The organism is Mycobacterium sp. WMMD1722 (assembly GCF_049315205.1).
Taxonomy (GTDB): Bacteria; Actinomycetota; Actinomycetes; order Mycobacteriales; family Mycobacteriaceae; genus Mycobacterium.
In genome coordinates this window covers 3532008-3549116 of the sequence record NZ_CP186056.1, presented here as the reverse complement: position 1 = coordinate 3549116, position 17109 = coordinate 3532008, and the positions used below count along the sequence as shown (strand labels likewise).

Sequence of the window (17109 nt, the reverse complement as noted above, 5' to 3'; positions counted from 1 at the left end):
ACCGCGTTTGGCAAGTGGGGATACCCACTGCCACGGCGGCCAATCGCGCCGAGCGGTCGCACGAGCAGGTACAAAGGGGGGCATGCTCGAGATCAGCGTGCTGACCTGGGCCGTGACGATCGCGGTCATCGTCACCCTGCTGGCGGTGGACCTCTTGCTCGCCGCGCTGCGCCCCCATCGGGTCGGGTTCGGCGAAGCCACGGCGTGGTCGGTGTTCTACATCGCGGTCGCCATCGGCTTCGGGCTGTGGTTCCTCTGGGCCTACGGAACCGATCCGGGTACCGAGTACTTCGCCGGATACATCGTCGAGAAGAGCCTGTCGGTCGACAACCTCTTCGTGTTCGTGATCATCATGGCGACGTTCGCGGTGCCCGAGGAGCATCAGCACAAGGTGCTGACCTTCGGGATCGTGCTCGCGCTGATCATGCGCGCCATCTTCATCGTGGTCGGCGCGACCCTGCTGTCGTTGTTCTCGTTCATGTTCCTGGTGTTCGGTGTCTTGTTGATCTACACGGCGGTGCAGTTGTTCCGGCACCGCGACGAGGACCCCGACATCGAGAACAACGTCATGGTGAAGGCGACCCGCCGCCTGCTGCCGGTGACGTCCGAATACGACGGCGGCAAGCTGTTCACCCGTCGCGACGGGCGGCGCATGGTGACCCCGCTGCTCGCCGTGCTGATCGCGATCGGCAGCGTGGACCTGTTGTTCGCGCTCGACTCGATCCCGGCGGTGTTCGGTATCACCGCCGAGCCCTACATCGTGTTCACCGCCAACGCATTCGCGCTGCTGGGGTTGCGCGCCTTGTTCTTCCTGGTGAAGGGCCTACTCGACCGGCTGGTCTATCTGTCGACCGGCTTGTCGATCATCCTGGCGTTCATCGGCGTCAAACTGGTCCTGCACTGGGCCCACGTCGACATCGACCCGCGCATCCCGGAGATCGACACCTACGTCAGTCTCGCGGTGATCGTGGTCATCCTCGCCGTGGTCACCACCGCCAGCCTGATCAAAACGCGGCGCGACCCGCAGGCCAAGGCCCATCCCGGCGCACTACGCGCGACCCGTCGGCGTGACCCCGCCGCCGAGCCCGATCAGTGAGCGCCCGCGCGCCGCGGCACCGCCGGCTCGGGCATCGAGGCGGCGCGCCAGGTTGAGTCCGGAGGAGATCACCCCGATGTGGCTGAAGGCCTGGGGGTAATTGCCCAGGAACGCGCCGCTACCCGGGTCGATCTGCTCGGGCAGCAGGCCCAGTGGCCCGGCGCGGCCGCACAGGGCGTCGTAGAGTTCGGCGGCCCGGTCCAGCTCACCCTGGGTGGCCAGATTGTCGACCAGCCAGAAACTGCACAGCAGGAATGCGCCTTCGTGTCCGCTCAGACCGTCCGGTGAGCGGTCCGGGTGATACCGGTACAGCAGTCCGTCACCGGCACCGAGCTGCGCCTCCACCGCGCGGGTGGTGGCGACCATGCGCGGATGATCGGCGGGCAGGACGCGGCGCAGCGGCAACGCCAGCAGGCTGGCGTCCAGCTCCTCGCCGCCGAGCTGTTCGGTCAGCGACTGCACCCGCTCGTTCCACGCCTCGGCGAGGATCAGTTCCCGCAGCGCATCGGCTTCGGCGCCGAAGCGGCCGGCGGCGTCGGCCCGCCCGATCCGGCGGGCGAGCCGGGCGGTGCGATCGAGAGCCACCTGGCACATCGCGACCGAAAAGGTGAACGGCCGGCCGCTGGAGCGCACCTCCCAGATGCCGTGATCGGGTTCGCGGGCCTGTGCGGCCGCGGCTTCTGCCAACTGCACCATCCGCGCCCAGATGCGCTCGTCGACGGGATCGCCGGCCCGCACCCACTGGTGCACGCAATCGGCGATCTCGCCGTAGACGTCGTTCTGCGTCTGGTTCGCGGCCGCATTGCCCCAGCGCACCGGATGGGAGCCGCGGTAGCCGGCCAGGATCGGGTCCAACTTTTCGGCAGGCGGCCGGCCGGCGTCCAGGGTGTACATCACCCGGGGGGTTCCGTCACGTTCGACGGCGTCGAGCACCCACCCCAGAAATCGGTCCGCCTCGTCGGGCAGTCCGATCCGCCGCAGCGCGTACACGCTGAACGCCGCGTCGCGCACCCAGGTGTACCGGTAGTCCCAGTTGCGTTCACCGCCGATCTCCTCGGGCAGGCTCGAGGTGGGTGCGGCGATGATGGCGCCGTTGCGGGTGTGGTCGAGAAGTTTGAGCGTGAGCGCCGAGCGGCGGACCAGATCCCGTTGCGGCCCTTCGTAATCGATTGCCGCGGACCATCGCTGCCAGGTTCGGATCGTGGGTGCCAGATTGCGTGGCCAGTCGCCGTGCCGGCTCCGGGCCGATCCGGGTTCCCAACGCAACACGATATCGGCCTGGCTGCCGGCGTCGAGCGTCACCGGTGCGTCCGGATCGAGGCTGGGGTCCACGAACAGCCGGAGGTCTGGTGCGCCGCCTTCGTGCGGACGCAGCAGGAGTCCACCCCAGAAGTGCGACTGCTCCGCGCCGCCACGGAGAGTGACGTCCGCATGCACCGTGACCCGGCCGGCCAGCACCTGTATCCGCCGGAGCAGCTCGCCGGCACCGAGGTAGGCCTGGCGGCTCAAATCGGCGTCGGGACCGAACAGGAAGGCATCGGTGATCTCGGCGACGCCGTGGGCGGTTCGCACCCGGGTGACCGTGACCGCGGTGTCCGGCAGATAGACCTGTGCGGCGGCCACGACGTCGTCGCACAGGACGCGGAACGTGCCGCCGCGGTCGAGGTCGAGCAGACCGGCGAGCAACGGTGGGTCGTCGAAACGTGGGATGCAGAGCCAGTCGATCACCGAGTCGCGACCGACCAGCGCACAACCGTTGCCGTCGCCGATGAGGGCGTGGTCGGCGATGGGCAGATGCCCGTCGACGATGTGCAAGGGGCGCATATCGCGAAGCGGATCGGTCATGTCAGTGCACCTCGGCATTCGCAGCGGCGCGCCGGTAGGCGCGGTCGCGGACTGCCAGGAGGGTGGCCCCGAGCACGGCCGAGACGAGTGAGCCGGCCACCACTCCGACCCGCACCTGGTCGGTCACGGCGCTGCCCTCGAAGGCCAGATCCCCGATCAGCAGGGAAACGGTGAAGCCGATACCGGCCAACAGCGCGACACCGCAGACGTCGAGGGGGTGCAGCGACTCGCCGGCGCGGGTGAATCTCTTGATCAACAGCGTGATACCCGCGATGCCGACCAGTTTGCCGAGCACCAGACCGGCGATGATGCCCAGCGTCACCGGCGCGGTCAGCGACTCGGTGAGCCCGGACAGCCCACCGACGGTGACCCCCGCGGCCAGGAAGGCGAAGACCGGCACTGCAAACCCGGCCGAGATCGGGCGCACGGCGTGCTCGTAGCGTTCACACCACCGGGCAGCGGGTACGACGAGGCCCAGCGCAACCCCGGCGATGGTGGCGTGGATACCCGAGGCATGTACCAGCGCCCAGGTGACGGCGCCCACGGGTACCAGCAGCCACCACCGGGTGGGGTGCCGCCGGACGAGCCAGGCGAACAGTGCGAGCGGGAGCGCGGCGGCGAGCAGCGGGGGTAGAGCCAGCGTGCCGGTGTAGACGACGGCGATGATCGTGATGGCGATGAGATCGTCGACGACGGCCAGGGTGAGCAGAAAGATGCGCAGGCTCGCGGGCAGATTCCTGCCGACGATGGCCAGCACAGCCAGCGCGAAGGCGATGTCGGTGGCGGCGGGGATGGCCCAGCCCTGCAGGGCGGACGAGTCGGCAGCGATGTTGACCACGACGTAGGCCGCCGCGGGAACCGCGATACCGCAGACGGCGGCGACCACCGGCACCGCGGCGCGGCGCAGATCGCGGAGTTCACCGTGGACGAACTCGCGTTTCAGTTCGAGTGCAACGACGAAGAAGAACACGGCGAGCAGGCCGTCCGCGGCCCAGGCGCCGAGCGACAGATTCAGGTGCAGTGACTCCGGACCGAAGGTCCACGCGCGCAGCTCGTGATATCCGGCCGACCACGGCGAATTCGCCCACACCAGAGCACCGACCGCCGCCGAGAGCAGCAGCACGCCGCCGACGACGTCGCGACGGAGAAAGTCGGACAGGCGGGACAGCCGAGGCACGGGCGGGCCGGTATCGGAAACTGTTGAACCGCAGTCGTTTTCGCCAATTCGCGAAGACCCGCTGGCGTTAATCGAAATATCTTGCACAGGAACACCTTTCGACACTTCGGACGTATGTGCCGACCAGGCTTCCCGGCGCTCCTGATATCAGCCTAGCAGCTGCCGGCGGAGCTCAGGAAGTGCCGGTGTCCACCACGGTGCGGGAGCCATTCGGCAGGCGTTTCGTAATGCCTTGCCGGTCAGTCGATTCCAGCAGTGGAATGGCGACTCGACGGGTGGTTCCCAATGCGCGTTTGGCCTCGGAAACGGTGAACGGCTGCGGAAGGGTGCGCAGCACTTGCGCCGCGCGTTGGAGAGCATCGGCGCCGAGCACCACGCCGTCGGCGATGCGGATCAGCCGCCCCGCCCGTACGGCTGCGGCCAGCTCTCGGGGGCCGAGGTGGACAGCGGTGAGCTCGTCGGCTTCCGGCGCGCGGAACGGGGCGTCCGCCAACCGCTGCTCGACCGCCTGCACCGCCTGATCCACCCGTGGCGGCAGACCGGCTCCGGGGCTGCGCACGAGTCCGTCGGCCAGGCGAAGGCCGGTGTCCTCGAGCAGCGGTGCGATCAGCTCCGGATCGGGCAGGTCGAGTCGGCGGCGCAGCGCTTCGATGGGCATCCCGGCCGCGACGTCGTGATCGGCCGCCCATGCCCGGACCGCCTCGAGGGCTGCGGTCCGCTTCCCGGCCCACCAGCGCGGGTCGACCACCCAGTCTCCGATGCGGGTGCCGACCTCGGGCAGACCCATGGCCGACAGGGCGGCTCGCCGCGCCAGCACCGGTGGTGGGGCCTGTCCACCGGCCAGATCCGCGGCGCGAGCCCGGGCTGCGCCCCGCCGTCGCAGCGGTGGCGGGGCGACGTCGAGCACCTGCACCCCGGCCGCGATGCGGTGGGCACCCGGATCGCGGAGGACGCCGATGTCGCCGACCCGCAACGGCAGCGGACGGGCCAACCGCAGCCGGGCGGCCCGCTCACCCAGCGGCCGCACCGTCACCGGCACCGCGGCCGAACCGACGTGCAGTACGAGCTCGCGGTGCACACCGTCGGATGCCGTCAGCGCCACGTCGATCTCCCCGGCGGCCAGCCACGCACCCGGCGTGCACAGGGCCTCGCCACGGCCGATCCGGCGGTGGTCCACGCCGCGCAGATTGACCGCGACGCGCGCGACGGCGCCCACCTCGCCGTGATCCCGGCCCAGCGACTGCAGACCACGGATGACCACGCGCCGCCCGTCGTGGTCGAGTTCGTCTCCGACCCGCAGCGTGCCGGCGGCCAGCGTGCCGGTGACCACGGTGCCCGCGCCCCGCACGGTGAACGAGCGGTCGATCCACAGCCGCACGTCGGCGGCCCGGTCCGGCTCGGGCAGCCGGTCGACCAGGGCACGCAGCTCAGTTCGGACCGCGTCCAGGTCGGCGCCCAGCGCGACCGGCGCGTCCGGCAGATGCGCCCGCGTCTGGGCGAGCGCAGGCGCCGGGTCGGCGAGGTCGGATTTGCTGATCACCACCAGGATGTCGTCGATACCCAGTGCGCGCAGCGCGGCCAGATGTTCCTCGGACTGCGGCATCCACCCCTCGGTCGCGGCCACCACGAACACCACCGGATTTCGTCGGGGCATCGGCCCACATCCGGCCAGCATCGTCGCCACGAACCGTTCGTGGCCCGGCACGTCGACGAACGCGATGTCACGGCCGTCAATCTGCGTCCAGGCGAAGCCGAGCTCGATGGTCAGGCCGCGGCGCTGTTCCTCGGCCAACCGGTCGGGCCACATCCCGGTGAGCCGATGCACCAGCGTCGACTTCCCGTGGTCGACGTGCCCGGCGGTCGCTACGACGTACACGCGCGGATCGCCGCGACCAGCGTCTGGTCCTCCTCGGGCGCCACCGTGCGCAGGTCCAGGACGCACCGCCCGCCCTCGACGCGGCCGACCACCGCGGGAGTGCCGGTGCGCAGCGCGACGGCGTAGGACTCGGGCAGGCTGAGCCCGGCGCTCGGCAGGGCGACCTCCGGTGCCCCGCCGCCGCCGACCGCGGCCACGCAGTCCACGGCGCCGGCCTCGGGCAGCTGATCGGCCAGCCGCCGCGCCCGGGCCCGCAGCCACGCGATGTCGGCGGTCAGCGCCCGCTCGACCGGTGGTGGTGGTCCGGTCAGGGTGGCTTCCAGCGCGGCGAGGGTGAGTTTGTCGACGCGTAGCGCGCGGGCGGCCGGATGCCGGCGCAGCCGTTCGATCAGCTCGGCCGCGCCAAGAAGCAGCCCGGCCTGCGGACCGCCGAGCAGTTTGTCGCCGCTGGCGGTCACCAGATCGGCGCCGTGGCGCAGCGCTGTGGTGGCGTCCGGTTCGTCGGGCAGTACCGGATGCGGGGTGAGCAGTCCGGATCCGATGTCGACGACCAGGGGCGCGTCGAGGGCGGCCAGATCGGCGACGGCGACCGCCGAGGTGAATCCGCTCACGTGGTAATTAGACGGATGCACCTTGAGCACGAAGCCGGTGGCGGGGCCGATCGCGTCGGCGTAATCCCGCAGATGTGTGCGGTTGGTGGTGCCGACCTCGCGGATCCGTGAACCGGTGGACTCGAGCAGTTCGGGGAGGCGGAAGCCGTCACCGATCTCGATCAGCTCGCCGCGGCTGACCACGATCTCCCGCCCGGGGGCCAGGGCGAGCGCGGTCAACAGCAGCGCCGCGGCGTTGTTGTTGACCACGTGGACGCCGCCGGCGCTGGGCACCGCGGCCGCCAGCGCCGCGAGGGCCCCGCGGCCGCGCCGGGCACGGCGGCCGGTCTGCAGGTCGAACTCGACGTCGGTGGCGCCGCTGGCGGTGACCATCGCCTCGACCGCCGCCGTCGACAGCGGAGCCCGGCCGAGATTGGTGTGCACCACCACCCCGGTGGCATTGATGACGGGTTCGAGACTCGCCGCCCGGGCCGGCAGCGCGGCGACGGCGTGGTCGGCGACGTCCTCCGGATCGATCTCCCCGGCCCGGGCCTGTTGCTGGGCGTCGGCGATCGCCGTTTTGACCAGCGCCCGGCCCAGCACGCGTTGCGCCTGCACCAGCCGTGGATCGGCGAGCAGGACGTCGGTGCGCGGTACCCGGCGGCGGGGATCGCTCACGGTCTGACCTGCGGGCGGAGGCGGACGGGAATCGAACCCGCCAGCGACAGCTTCTGCCGCTCAGCGATTTTGAAGATCGAGCCGGTCACCAGACCGAATACGCCTCCCTGCCCCACCGATCCATCATGGCAGGCAGCATGGAGCCGTGACGACAGGACAGACCTACCGACTGACCCAGTACGCCCACGGCGGCGGCTGCGCCTGCAAGATCCCGCCCGGCGAGCTGGAGGACGTGGTGCGCGGTTTGACGCACGCCACACCCGTTGATCCCATCGGCGAGCTGCTGGTCGGCCTCGACGATGGTGACGACGCCGCTGCCGTGCGCATCGCGAACGGGACGGCGCTGATCGCGACGACCGACTTCTTCACCCCGGTGGTGGACGATCCGTATGACTGGGGCCGCATCGCCGCGGCCAATGCCCTGTCGGATGTCTATGCCATGGGCGGGCGGCCGGTGGTCGCGGTCAACCTGCTGGGCTGGCCCCGTGAGGTGTTGCCGTTCGAATTGGCCGCCGAGACGCTGCGCGGCGGTCTGGACGTCTGCAACGCCGCGGGCTGCCATCTGGCCGGTGGGCACAGCGTGGACGATCCCGAACCCAAATACGGGCTGGCGGTCACCGGTGTGGCGGACCCGGACCGCCTCCTGCGCAATGACGCCGGCAGACCCGGCACCCCACTGTCGCTGACCAAGCCACTCGGGGTGGGAGTGCTCAACAGCAGGCACAAAGCCACCGGTGAGCGCTCCGAGGAGGCGATCGCCTCGATGACGACGCTCAACGCCGCGGCCGCCGAGGCGGCGCTGGCCGCCGGTATCGACTGTGGCACCGACGTCACCGGGTTCGGCCTGCTGGGCCACCTCTACAAGATGGCGCGGGCCAGCGGCGTGACCGCCGTGATCGACGCCGCGGCCGTGCCGTATCTGAGCGGAGCCCGCGAGGCGCTGGCGGCCGGTCACGTCAGCGGCGGCACCCGGCGCAACCTCGAATGGGTCGCCCCGCACACGGATCTCGGCGCCGTCGACCACGACGAGGCGCTGCTGCTGGCCGATGCGCAGACCTCGGGTGGTCTGCTGCTCGCCGGGCAGATTCCGGGCGCCCCGGTCATCGGTGAGTTCGTGCCGCGGGGCGAGCATGTCATCGTGGTGCGCTCATGACCGGCCCGGTCGGCAGCCTCGCCTCCATCTCGATCGACTGCCCCGATCCCGATGTGCTGGCCCGCTTCTACCGCGATCTGCTGGGCCTGGAAGAGGTGTTCGCCACGGCCGATCGCGGCATCGTCTCGCTGGCGGGCGCCGGGCCGATGCTGACGCTGATGCGGGTGGACAGCTATGCCGCACCGTCGTGGCCGGCGGGCCCGCAGCACCAGCAGATGCACCTCGACGTCGCGGTCGACGACCTCGACGCGGCGGTGTCGGCCGCGCTGGCGCTGGGCGCCGTCGAAGCCGGCCATCAACCTGCCGCCCAGGCGTGGCGGGTGCTGCTCGACCCGGCCGGACACCCGTTCTGCCTGAGCACCGTGCGGCCGGATTAGCGATCCGGCTGGGTGATCGCGGTTTCCGCCTCGCGGATCGCGTCGTTGACGCGCGAGTTGTGCATCAGCACGTCGTCCATGACGGCGGTGAACAGGCTGCGGGTGGCCAGCAGGGGGCCGACCCACGCAGGGGCGGTCACGCTCGCCGCCCGGCGTTGCACGCCGTCGAGTACGGCCACCGCGGCCGCCTCGGCGGTCATCGGCCGGGTGATGAAGTCCGGAGCGACGTCGCGGATGGCGGCGGCCTGTTCATCGGCGAAGGCGTCGGCGGCCAGATCGGTGTCGATGAAGCCGAGGTAGGCGATGCCCGCGGTGACGCCGTGCTGTGCCAACTCGACCCGCAGGGTGCGCGAGAGCTGTTCCACCCCCGCCTTGCTCACCGCGTACGGCGCGGCGAGCACCCCGTTGAAGAAGGCGTAGATCGAGCCGACCAGCGCGATGTGGCCGCGCCGGGCGAGCACCGCGGGCAGCGTGGCCCGCACCGTGCGCCACTGGCCCAGGAGATCGACTTCGACAGTGCGCTCGAAGTCGTCGGGGGCGATCGTGCCGACGGTGTGCGACGGCGGTGCGATACCGGCGTTCGCGATCACGACGTCGATACCGCCGAACCGGGCCACCGCACCGTCGGCCGCTCGCTGCAGCGCCGCGGCGTCGGTCACGTCGGCTTCGAACGCCGCGGCGCCGTCGCCCAACTCGGCGGCCAGATCCTCCAGCGGCGGCAGGCGGCGACCCACCAGCGCCACCCGCGCACCCCGGGCGTGGGCCTGCCGGGCGATCTCCGCACCGAGCCCCCGCGCGGCGCCGGTGACGAACACGACGCGTCCGGTCAGATCCAGCCGCGGCGGCGAACCGAAACGGGCCCCGAACACGGGCACGGTCTGCGCGATCCGCACTGCGGTGCGGCCGAGTAAACGCACGGCGTCGTCGATCATCGGTCCTCCCGGGTCGGTGCGTTGGATCTTGCCCTACCGCCACGACGGTCACACGCAGCGGTAACCGAAGCCGCTGTCGGGCCTCAGAGGCGGACGAACACCCGCTCGAGCACCACGGGTCGCCCCGCGCGCAGCGCGGTCCGTCGCGAGACGGTGTTGTGCCGGTCGATGGTGCCCAGCAGCAACCGCTGCCGATCGCCGGCCCGCTCGGCCGCCCACACCGTCTGGGCGGCCGCGGCGTATCCGTGTCCGCTGTGGGCGGCGGCGATCACCTCCTCCTGCACCACGTCCCCGGACAGCCATGACACCGTGTCCGGGGCGACGGCCAGCGCGCCGACGGTGCGGTCGCCCGCGCGCACGGCGCGGAGCTGCCCGACGTCATGCCAGCGGTGGATGTCGACCGGATCGGCTGCAGAGATGTTGCGCGCCAGGACCGGATCGTCACCGGCCAGCCGACGGTAGCGGTCGTCGACCAGTGCGATCGCGTCTTCGGCGTCGGTGAACGGCTGCAGGTGTACTCGGCCGTCCGGTGCGGCCATATCGGCGTACCGCGCGGCGTGGATGCTCACGTCGAGCACCATCTGAGGGCCGGTGAGCCGCCCCGGCCGGGCGCAGGTCCGCAGATATCGGACGTTGAAGGCCGACCATTCGGCACGCACACAGTCGGACAGCGCGTCGAGGTCGGTGAAGGTGTGCGCGACGACCTCGACGAACGGTCGGCTGACATCTCGGTGGTAGAAGCGGATACCGGCCAGCAGCGAGCCGTCCGCGCCGGACACCAGACGATGTGCGTACTCGTCGGGCTCGACACCGGCCAGCTGGACGTGGTCGGTGAACGTGCGGACGAACGCCGCGTCGTCGACTCGGGCGAGCTGCTCGAACAGCCACTCGGCGAGCAGTCGCGCGCCCCCCTCGCCGTAGAGCTCGCCGGCCACCGCCCGTTCGTCGGCCAGCGACGGCCAGCGCAGGAGATCGTCCATCACCGGCAGCATGCGTCCTGCTGCCCGTCGTTTCAACGCATTATCGGGCGCAGGGCGTACGGTCATCCGATGACCCACACCGACATCGATGTCGTGACCCGGGCGCGTAACCTGCGAGAGGTCGTGCGCGCCAACGCCGGCGAGTCGGAGCGGCTGCGTACGCTGGCTCCGGAGATCGTGGAGGCCATGTGGGCCGACGATCTGATGTCCTCGTTCAACCCGGCGCCCGCCGGTGGTGTGGAGCCCACGTTCACCGAGATGATCGAGACGTGGATCGAGATGGCTTGGCAAGACGGGTCTTTCGGCTGGATCGGCATCGCCAACCTGCCGTCGTCCTTCGCCGCGGCGAGCTATCTGCCCGACGAGGGTTTCGCCGAGGTGTTCACCGCCAACGACAACCGGATCACCATGGGTGGGCAGTTCTTCCCGAACGGGCAGGGTGTGACGGTCGACGGGGGCTACCGGCTGACGGGTTCATGGAGCTTCGGCTCCGGTACCGGCCACGCCCAGTATGTGGCCGCCGGGTTCCTGCCATTCGACGACGGCGAGATGCGTTGGGTCAGTGAGGGTGTCCCCGACATGCAGGTGGCGATCCTGCCGCGCGCCGACGTCACGTTCACCGACGGCTGGCATGTGCAGGGGCTCCGCGGCACCGGATCCTACGACTACAGCGTCAGCGACGTATTCGTCCCGCAGTCCCGCACGTTCGCGCTGTTCGAGCGGGTGCCGCGGCGCGGGTCGTCACCGGCCACCAGGATGGGCATGATGCCGGTGACGGCGGCGGGCCATGCGGCCTGGGCGCTGGGGGTGGCCAAGAGCATGCTCGACGACGTCCAGGAGTTGGCCGCCACGAAATTCCGGATGAGCGACATGGCCTCGCTGGCCAGCCGGCCCACGTTCCAGAAGGGGCTGGCCCACCACGTCGCCGCCTGGCGCGCGGCCCGGCTGCTGGTGCTCGACGCGTTCACCACCGCGGAGGCCCACGTCGCCGACGGTGGTGAGCTGACGCCGGCCTCGCGAGCCGATATCCGAGTCGCCGCGGTCTACGCCACCGACGTCGCGCGGTCGGCTGCGGAATGGGCGCATCTGGTGGCGGGCACCAGCGCGATCCGCGACGGCAGCCGCCTCGAGCGGGCCTTCCGGGACATCTACACCGGAACCCAGCATGCGTTCATCAGCGAGAAGGTGGCCATCGACGCCGCACAGATCTGGCTGGGGATCATCGAGGACCAGCCGGGCCTCTAGGGTCAGTGCTCCCGGTCGGTGAGTTCGGCGACCATGGCGTCGATGCGTTCCCGGTCGGCCTCGATCGCCGCGGTGGCCGCCGCCGTCGCATTCTGCAGCGCCTCGTTGAGCCGGGCCGCGACGGTCTGCGCACCGTGGCGGAGCAGACCCTCCTCGATGTAGACGTCGGTGAGCTGATGGTGACCGTCGAGGGTGACCTCGACGGTGCCGGATTCGTCGGAGCCGACGAAGGTGTCGGAGTTCATCTTCTGCAGCTGCGCATCCATGATCGACTGCAGCTCGCGGGCCTGCCGCAGGACGGCGGCGACCGCGGGATGCATCTCGTCGGTCACTTCGGATCCTTGCCTTCCTGCGGGCCCCGCCGGGCCTGACGCCCGATGATCGCCTCGGTGTACGGCCGGTCCTCGACGTAGAGATCCTCATCGGGCGACAGGCCGGGTGTGCGCTTACGGTCCTGACCGCCGCCACCGCGGCCGCCGCCGTGTCCGCCGCCCATCGGCATGCCGCCCATGCCCATGCCGCCGGCCCCGGCGCCCGCCGGCGCTCCCGCGACACCGCCGCCGGACGTGCCGCTCGCCGGGGCGGGGGCGACCGAATGGGCGCCGACCGCCGGTTGCAGCGGACCGGCGGGTACACCACCGGCGCCGGCGCCCCCGCCCGCACCGCCGCCGGGGCCCCCGCCGCCGGCACCGGCCGGCTTGAGCCCCGGGTCGTCGGGCAGCGGCGGCATCGGCTCCGGCTCGCCGCCGGGCTCCCCGCCGAGACCACCGGGCAACCCGCCGCCCGGGGCGCCACCGCCGGAGGACCCGCCACCGGGTGCGCCGCCGCCGGGTGCGCTACCGCCGGCGGGCGATCCGCCGCCCTGACCGCCGGCCGACGCCGGGGACATGGCCGGTGCGCCGCCCTGCGACCCGACGTCGCCCGGTGCGGGCATGCCCTTCGCCGGTCCACCACCGCCACCGCCGCCACCGCCGCCGACGGTGGCCGGTCCGGTCGGTGCCGCCGAATCGGGCGCACCCGGCATCGCCGGGCTGATGTTCGCCTGCCCGGCGTAGCCGTCGCGCAGATCGTCGGACTGCTGCTGCAGCTGGTGCATGTCGTTCTGCAGTTGGGCGATCACCGGATCGTTCGCCGACCGCTGCCGGTAGGCCGTGGCCAGCTGCTGCTTCTTGACCATGTACTGGTCGTAGATGCTCTGATGGGCGGCCTTGGCGGCCAGATGCGCATCGCGCAGCTTCTGGGCCGACAGCGCGAGGTTGCGATAGGCCTGGCTCAACTGCTCCAGCCAGGCGTTGAAGGTGTTGTGACGCTGTAGCGCGGCGTCGGCCGCCTGACCCTCCCAGTCGGTGGTGTCGGGTGCGCCGGAGCGGGCATCGAGGTGATCGGCGAGCACCCCGAAGTTGACCGCCATGACCTGCAGTGACGCGCCGCCGTCACCTTCGGCGAACAGCTGCTGGGTGCTCTCCACGTCGCTGTAGGAGCCGGCCGCGACGGGCTCGAACGCCGGGCTCTCGGGGACCGGGGGCAGCGGAATAGAGTTGTCGGCGATGGTGATCCGGTCGACCGCCGCGGCCCGGTCCGGGTTGTCGATCGCGACGCCGTACTGCTCGTCGACCTGCTGGTAGGCATCGGCCGCCGAGCGCAGCGCGCCCATGATGTTCGCGTTCTCGGTCTCGGCGTAGGACCAATACCGGCCCAGCGCTTCGGCGTTCGCATTCACGTTCGCCACCGCGGCGATGGTGGCGGTGAGGCGGTCGGGCCGTTGCGCCTGCGCGGGCAGCTGCACCCACGGGAACGTCATCGACTCCGCCTGGGCCCGCAGCGTCTGCGGATCGACCCGTTGCCCGGACATGCGTCAGCCCCCTTCCCCGCGCCGGTTGTGCCTCATTGTTCCAGCGCCATCTGGTAGCGGCTCTCCTCACGCGGATTGATCAGGTGTATCGGCAGCTGCCGGTGTCGCGGTGTGTCGATGAAGTTGTGCCGCAGAATGACTCGGCTCACCCCGGGGTGCGGCTCGAGGTAGGTGGTGACCTCGCCTCCGTGGCCGGGCCAGGACACCTTCGCGACGTCTCCGATGCGCCCGTTGACGAAACCGGCGAACTCCCGGAATCGCGGGCCGAGAGTGACCACGGCCCCGGCGGCCGCCGACCGCACCACGAACTGGGTGAACAGTCGCGCATCGCCGAGGTTGATGCTGACGTCGATATCGTCGAACGGCATGTACACCGGATAGCGGTCGGCGGTCTCGCCGACCAGGATTCCCGCCGAGCCGATCGGCAGTTCGTAGTGCCGGTCGGTCACCGGGCTGATGCCCTGCAGCGCGGCCCGCTGACCGCCGAACAGACACGAGAAGCCGCGCGGCGTCGTCGGATTCCCCAACGTGGTCAGCAGCACCGTGGTGGTGGGCGCGTTGCCGGGACGAATGCGCATCCGGGTGATGGTGTGGTCCGCCCGCGCCGACCACCACACGTCCGGACCGCCCGGTGCGCTGTAGGCGGCGGTGAACGTGCTGCGGCCCTTGATCGTCGACCACGTCTCACGTTCGAAGCTGACCTCGGTTGCGCGGTCGAAGTCGTCGAAGCTGCGGCTGCAGCGGGCGTCGATGCCGTTGCTGGCCAGCTGATCGGCGATCCGTGTCGTCGAGGCGACCAGATAGCCGGCCAGCCCGGCGACACCGGATGCGCGGCGCTGTGCGGTCTTACGCGTCCGTTCGGGATCGGCGCGCAGCACGATCCAGGTCCGCCGGCTGGCCGGCGCCGGATACGGACCGACGACCTGTTCGTAGAGTGCGACCAGGCTGGCCGGCGCGGTCTTACCAACGCGATAGCCCGCAGCCACCACGTCGGCCTCCAGATCCGGGCAATGCGCGGCGATGAGTTCTTCGACCAACGCGGTGTCGAGGACGTCGTCGGTGAAGGACTGGCCGTTGACGACCACCGTCGGGGTGAACGGCCGCGGGACCAGTTCGATCGCCGACACCAAGTGGTCGCCCTGCCAGCGCACCGCGACGTGGTCGCCAGGCAGCACCGTCGCGCCGACCGCGGGTTCCGAGGGCGCGGTCGGTACGGCGCGGTGGCGCCGTCGCCAGGAGAACAGGACGGCAATCCAACCGGTGAGCCGTCGGCCGCGCAGGGTGACCACCGCGAGCAGGGCGATGGCCGCGGAGACCGCGATCCCGAGCCACAGCCGGCCGCTGGGGATGCAGGCCGCGAGGCAGGCCGGGATCAGCACCGCCGCCCAGATGAGGTGGCCGGTGGTCAGGCGCAGCCCGAACTGGCGCAGCAGGTTCATCGCGGTGCCACCTTCACCGCCGCCTCAGCGCCCGGCGGGTCAGCGCGCCGATGCCGAGCGCCAGCGCCAGCCCGGCGCCGATGACGACGACCCAGGTGATCGGCCCGCGGTCCGGGGGCGGGACGTACGGCGGCGGCGGGATTTCCTTGACGCGGTAGGGGACCGCCGTCGGCCCCTCGGGGACATCCCAGGTCAGCGCGGCCACCGGATCGATCACCCCGGCGCCCACGTAGTTGTCGACGCCACCGCCGGGGTGCCGCGCCGTCGCGGTGATCCGGTTCATGATCTGCGCCGGCGAGAGCGTCGGGAACCGCTCCTTGAGCAGCGCCGCCAGTCCGGAGACGTAGGCCGCCGAGAACGAGGTGCCGCCGATCGGGATGGGCCCGTCCTGGCCCTGCAACGCGTTGACCGGTGCGCCGTCGTAGCCGAGCGCGGTGATGTTGGCGCCCGGTGCGGCCGCACCGACCCAGGGGCCCGACATCGAGAAATTGCTGGGCTGGCCGTTCTCGTCGATGCTGCCGACGGTCAACACCAGCGGCGAGTACCACGCCGGGCTGACGATGGTCTGCACCTGTTTCCAGCCCCGCGGGTCGGCCGGGACCGCCGGATCCGGCGGCGGGTTCTGGTTGCAGTCCTGACCGGTGTTACCGGCGGCGACGACCACCACGGCGTTCTTGACGTTGACCGCGTAGTTGATGGCCGCGCCGAGGCCGGTCTCGTTGATCGGCCGGGTGACCTTGTAGCAGGCGGCCTCGCTGATGTTGATCACCTGGGCGCCGAGATTGGCGGCATGGACGACCGCGCGGGCCAGGCTGCGCAGCGATCCCGCGGTCGGGGTGGTGTTGGGATCGTTGGGGTCCTGGCGGGCGCCGACGGGCTGGAACGCCTCGGAGGTCTGCCGCAGCGACAGGATGCGGGCATTGGGGGCCACTCCGACGAAGCCGTCGGTGGGCACCGGGCGGCCACCGATGATCGAGGCGGTGAGCGTGCCGTGGGCGTCGCAGTCCGACATCCCGTTCCCGGCCTGGTCGACGAAATCGCCACCCGGTTCCGCGGGCACCCGCGGGTTGCCGTTCACTCCGGTGTCGATCACGGCAACGGTCACCCCGGCGCCGGTCGCGAACTTCTGCGCCTCGGCGATCTGCAGGTAGTTGTTCGCCCACGGCTTGTCGGCAAAATTGCTGTTCGGCAGGACCGTGGGGGCTGAGCACACCCGGCGCTGCTCGGTGGGCGAATCCGGTCCGGTCTCGTCCGGCGGCACGGCGGAGGGGTCGATGGTGGGCGGCTCGATCGCCGCGGCCGGCGGCGCGGTGAGAAGAGCCAGCGTCAACGCCAGGAACAGCACGACGAACCGACGCATCGCCTCACACACCCCCCTCGACACTCACCCCGGTTCCCGGGGGCACCCGGGCGGATAGCAAACCGGAATCACGGCGCGTGCGCGCGTTGGCGTCCGCGTCGCCCCGACCGATCGAATGCACGGTAGCAATCGTAAGGGTGTCGCGAAGGTGGTGGCTCCGGAAATACTGCCGGCCACGCCGACCCGCGCGGCCTCGTCGCAGCTAGGAACGGGTGAAGCCGCTGGCAAACTCAGGCATCGAGATCCTGCTCGACCAGGGCTGCGATGGTGTCGAGCGCGTCCTGGTCGTCGGAGGCCACGGTCACCTCGGCGCCGTTGGCGGCGCCGAGGGTCATGATCATCAGTGCGGATCCGGCGTCGACGGGTTCGCCGCCGTCCACCGACAGGGTGACCGGGACGCCGGCATTGACAACGGCCTCGGCGATCAGCGCGGCGGGCCGGGCGTGCAGGCCGATGGACGAGCCGACGGTGACGGTCTTGGCGGGCATAGCGGATTCTCCTTCTGTTGG

Annotated in this window: 15 protein-coding genes and 1 tRNA gene; 4 read left to right on the top strand and 12 right to left on the bottom strand. The window is 71.0% G+C overall.

Annotated features, from left to right (window positions below; genetic code table 11):
* The first annotated feature begins 82 nt into the window (after positions 1-82).
* A complete protein-coding gene (locus ACN27E_RS16980) occupies positions 83-1096 on the top strand; it encodes a TerC family protein (protein WP_422743198.1) in 1014 nt (337 codons plus the stop codon).
* On the opposite strand, the gene ACN27E_RS16975 is transcribed toward ACN27E_RS16980, so the two are convergent.
* The 5 genes from ACN27E_RS16975 to ACN27E_RS16955 form a co-directional block, all read right to left on the bottom strand.
* On the bottom strand, positions 1049-2941 hold the full coding sequence (locus tag ACN27E_RS16975) for a glycoside hydrolase family 15 protein (RefSeq protein ID WP_422743197.1): 1893 nt from the start codon (positions 2939-2941) through the stop codon (positions 1049-1051). The two genes, ACN27E_RS16980 and ACN27E_RS16975, sit on opposite strands and share 48 nt — an antisense overlap.
* 1 nt (position 2942) lies before the next feature.
* The gene (gene nhaA / locus ACN27E_RS16970) at positions 2943-4118 is read right to left on the bottom strand and encodes a Na+/H+ antiporter NhaA (protein ID WP_422743196.1); all 1176 of its coding nucleotides are present in this window, start codon (positions 4116-4118) and stop codon (positions 2943-2945) included.
* Positions 4119-4290: 172 nt separating this feature from the next.
* Positions 4291-5994, bottom strand: a complete 1704-nt coding sequence (locus ACN27E_RS16965) for a SelB C-terminal domain-containing protein (protein ID WP_422743194.1) — start codon at positions 5992-5994, stop codon at positions 4291-4293.
* Positions 5982-7262: an L-seryl-tRNA(Sec) selenium transferase gene (gene selA / locus ACN27E_RS16960; RefSeq protein ID WP_422743192.1), complete on the bottom strand. Its 1281-nt coding sequence runs from the start codon at positions 7260-7262 to the stop codon at positions 5982-5984. Before selA ends, ACN27E_RS16965 begins: the two co-directional genes overlap by 13 nt.
* 15 nt (positions 7263-7277) lie before the next feature.
* Positions 7278-7369, bottom strand: a tRNA-Sec gene (locus tag ACN27E_RS16955).
* Between the two features lie 38 nt (positions 7370-7407).
* Between ACN27E_RS16955 and selD the strand changes: the two genes are divergently transcribed.
* Positions 7408-8415 carry a selenide, water dikinase SelD gene (selD, locus tag ACN27E_RS16950; RefSeq protein WP_422743190.1) on the top strand — a complete coding sequence of 336 codons (1008 nt, stop codon included), beginning with the start codon at positions 7408-7410 and terminating at the stop codon, positions 8413-8415.
* Complete coding sequence (locus ACN27E_RS16945; RefSeq protein WP_422743189.1) at positions 8412-8792, top strand: VOC family protein; 381 nt, start codon at positions 8412-8414, stop codon at positions 8790-8792. The genes selD and ACN27E_RS16945 overlap by 4 nt, the downstream gene beginning before the upstream one ends.
* Here the strand turns inward: ACN27E_RS16945 and ACN27E_RS16940 are convergent.
* Entirely contained in the window at positions 8789-9724 is a 936-nt protein-coding gene (locus tag ACN27E_RS16940; protein WP_422743187.1) for an SDR family oxidoreductase, read from the bottom strand. The genes ACN27E_RS16945 and ACN27E_RS16940 overlap by 4 nt on opposite strands.
* Before the next feature lie 83 nt (positions 9725-9807).
* The gene (locus ACN27E_RS16935) at positions 9808-10704 is read right to left on the bottom strand and encodes a hypothetical protein (RefSeq protein ID WP_422743185.1); all 897 of its coding nucleotides are present in this window, start codon (positions 10702-10704) and stop codon (positions 9808-9810) included.
* Positions 10705-10773: 69 nt separating this feature from the next.
* On the opposite strand from ACN27E_RS16935, the gene ACN27E_RS16930 reads away from it, so the two are divergent.
* Positions 10774-11949 carry an acyl-CoA dehydrogenase family protein gene (locus tag ACN27E_RS16930; protein ID WP_422743183.1) on the top strand — a complete coding sequence of 392 codons (1176 nt, stop codon included), beginning with the start codon at positions 10774-10776 and terminating at the stop codon, positions 11947-11949.
* A 2-nt stretch (positions 11950-11951) separates the two neighbouring features.
* On the opposite strand, the gene ACN27E_RS16925 is transcribed toward ACN27E_RS16930, so the two are convergent.
* From ACN27E_RS16925 to ACN27E_RS16905, 5 genes are all read right to left on the bottom strand, one after another.
* Entirely contained in the window at positions 11952-12269 is a 318-nt protein-coding gene (locus tag ACN27E_RS16925; RefSeq protein ID WP_422749933.1) for a YbaB/EbfC family nucleoid-associated protein, read from the bottom strand.
* Between the two features lie 8 nt (positions 12270-12277).
* On the bottom strand, positions 12278-13801 hold the full coding sequence (locus ACN27E_RS16920; protein WP_422743182.1) for a PPE domain-containing protein: 1524 nt from the start codon (positions 13799-13801) through the stop codon (positions 12278-12280).
* Between the two features lie 32 nt (positions 13802-13833).
* Entirely contained in the window at positions 13834-15240 is a 1407-nt protein-coding gene (eccE, locus tag ACN27E_RS16915) for a type VII secretion protein EccE (protein ID WP_422743181.1), read from the bottom strand.
* A 13-nt stretch (positions 15241-15253) separates the two neighbouring features.
* A complete protein-coding gene (mycP, locus tag ACN27E_RS16910; RefSeq protein WP_422743179.1) occupies positions 15254-16600 on the bottom strand; it encodes a type VII secretion-associated serine protease mycosin in 1347 nt (448 codons plus the stop codon).
* 230 nt (positions 16601-16830) lie between these two features.
* Positions 16831-17088, bottom strand: a complete 258-nt coding sequence (locus tag ACN27E_RS16905; protein ID WP_422743177.1) for an HPr family phosphocarrier protein — start codon at positions 17086-17088, stop codon at positions 16831-16833.
* Positions 17089-17109 lie beyond the last annotated feature (21 nt).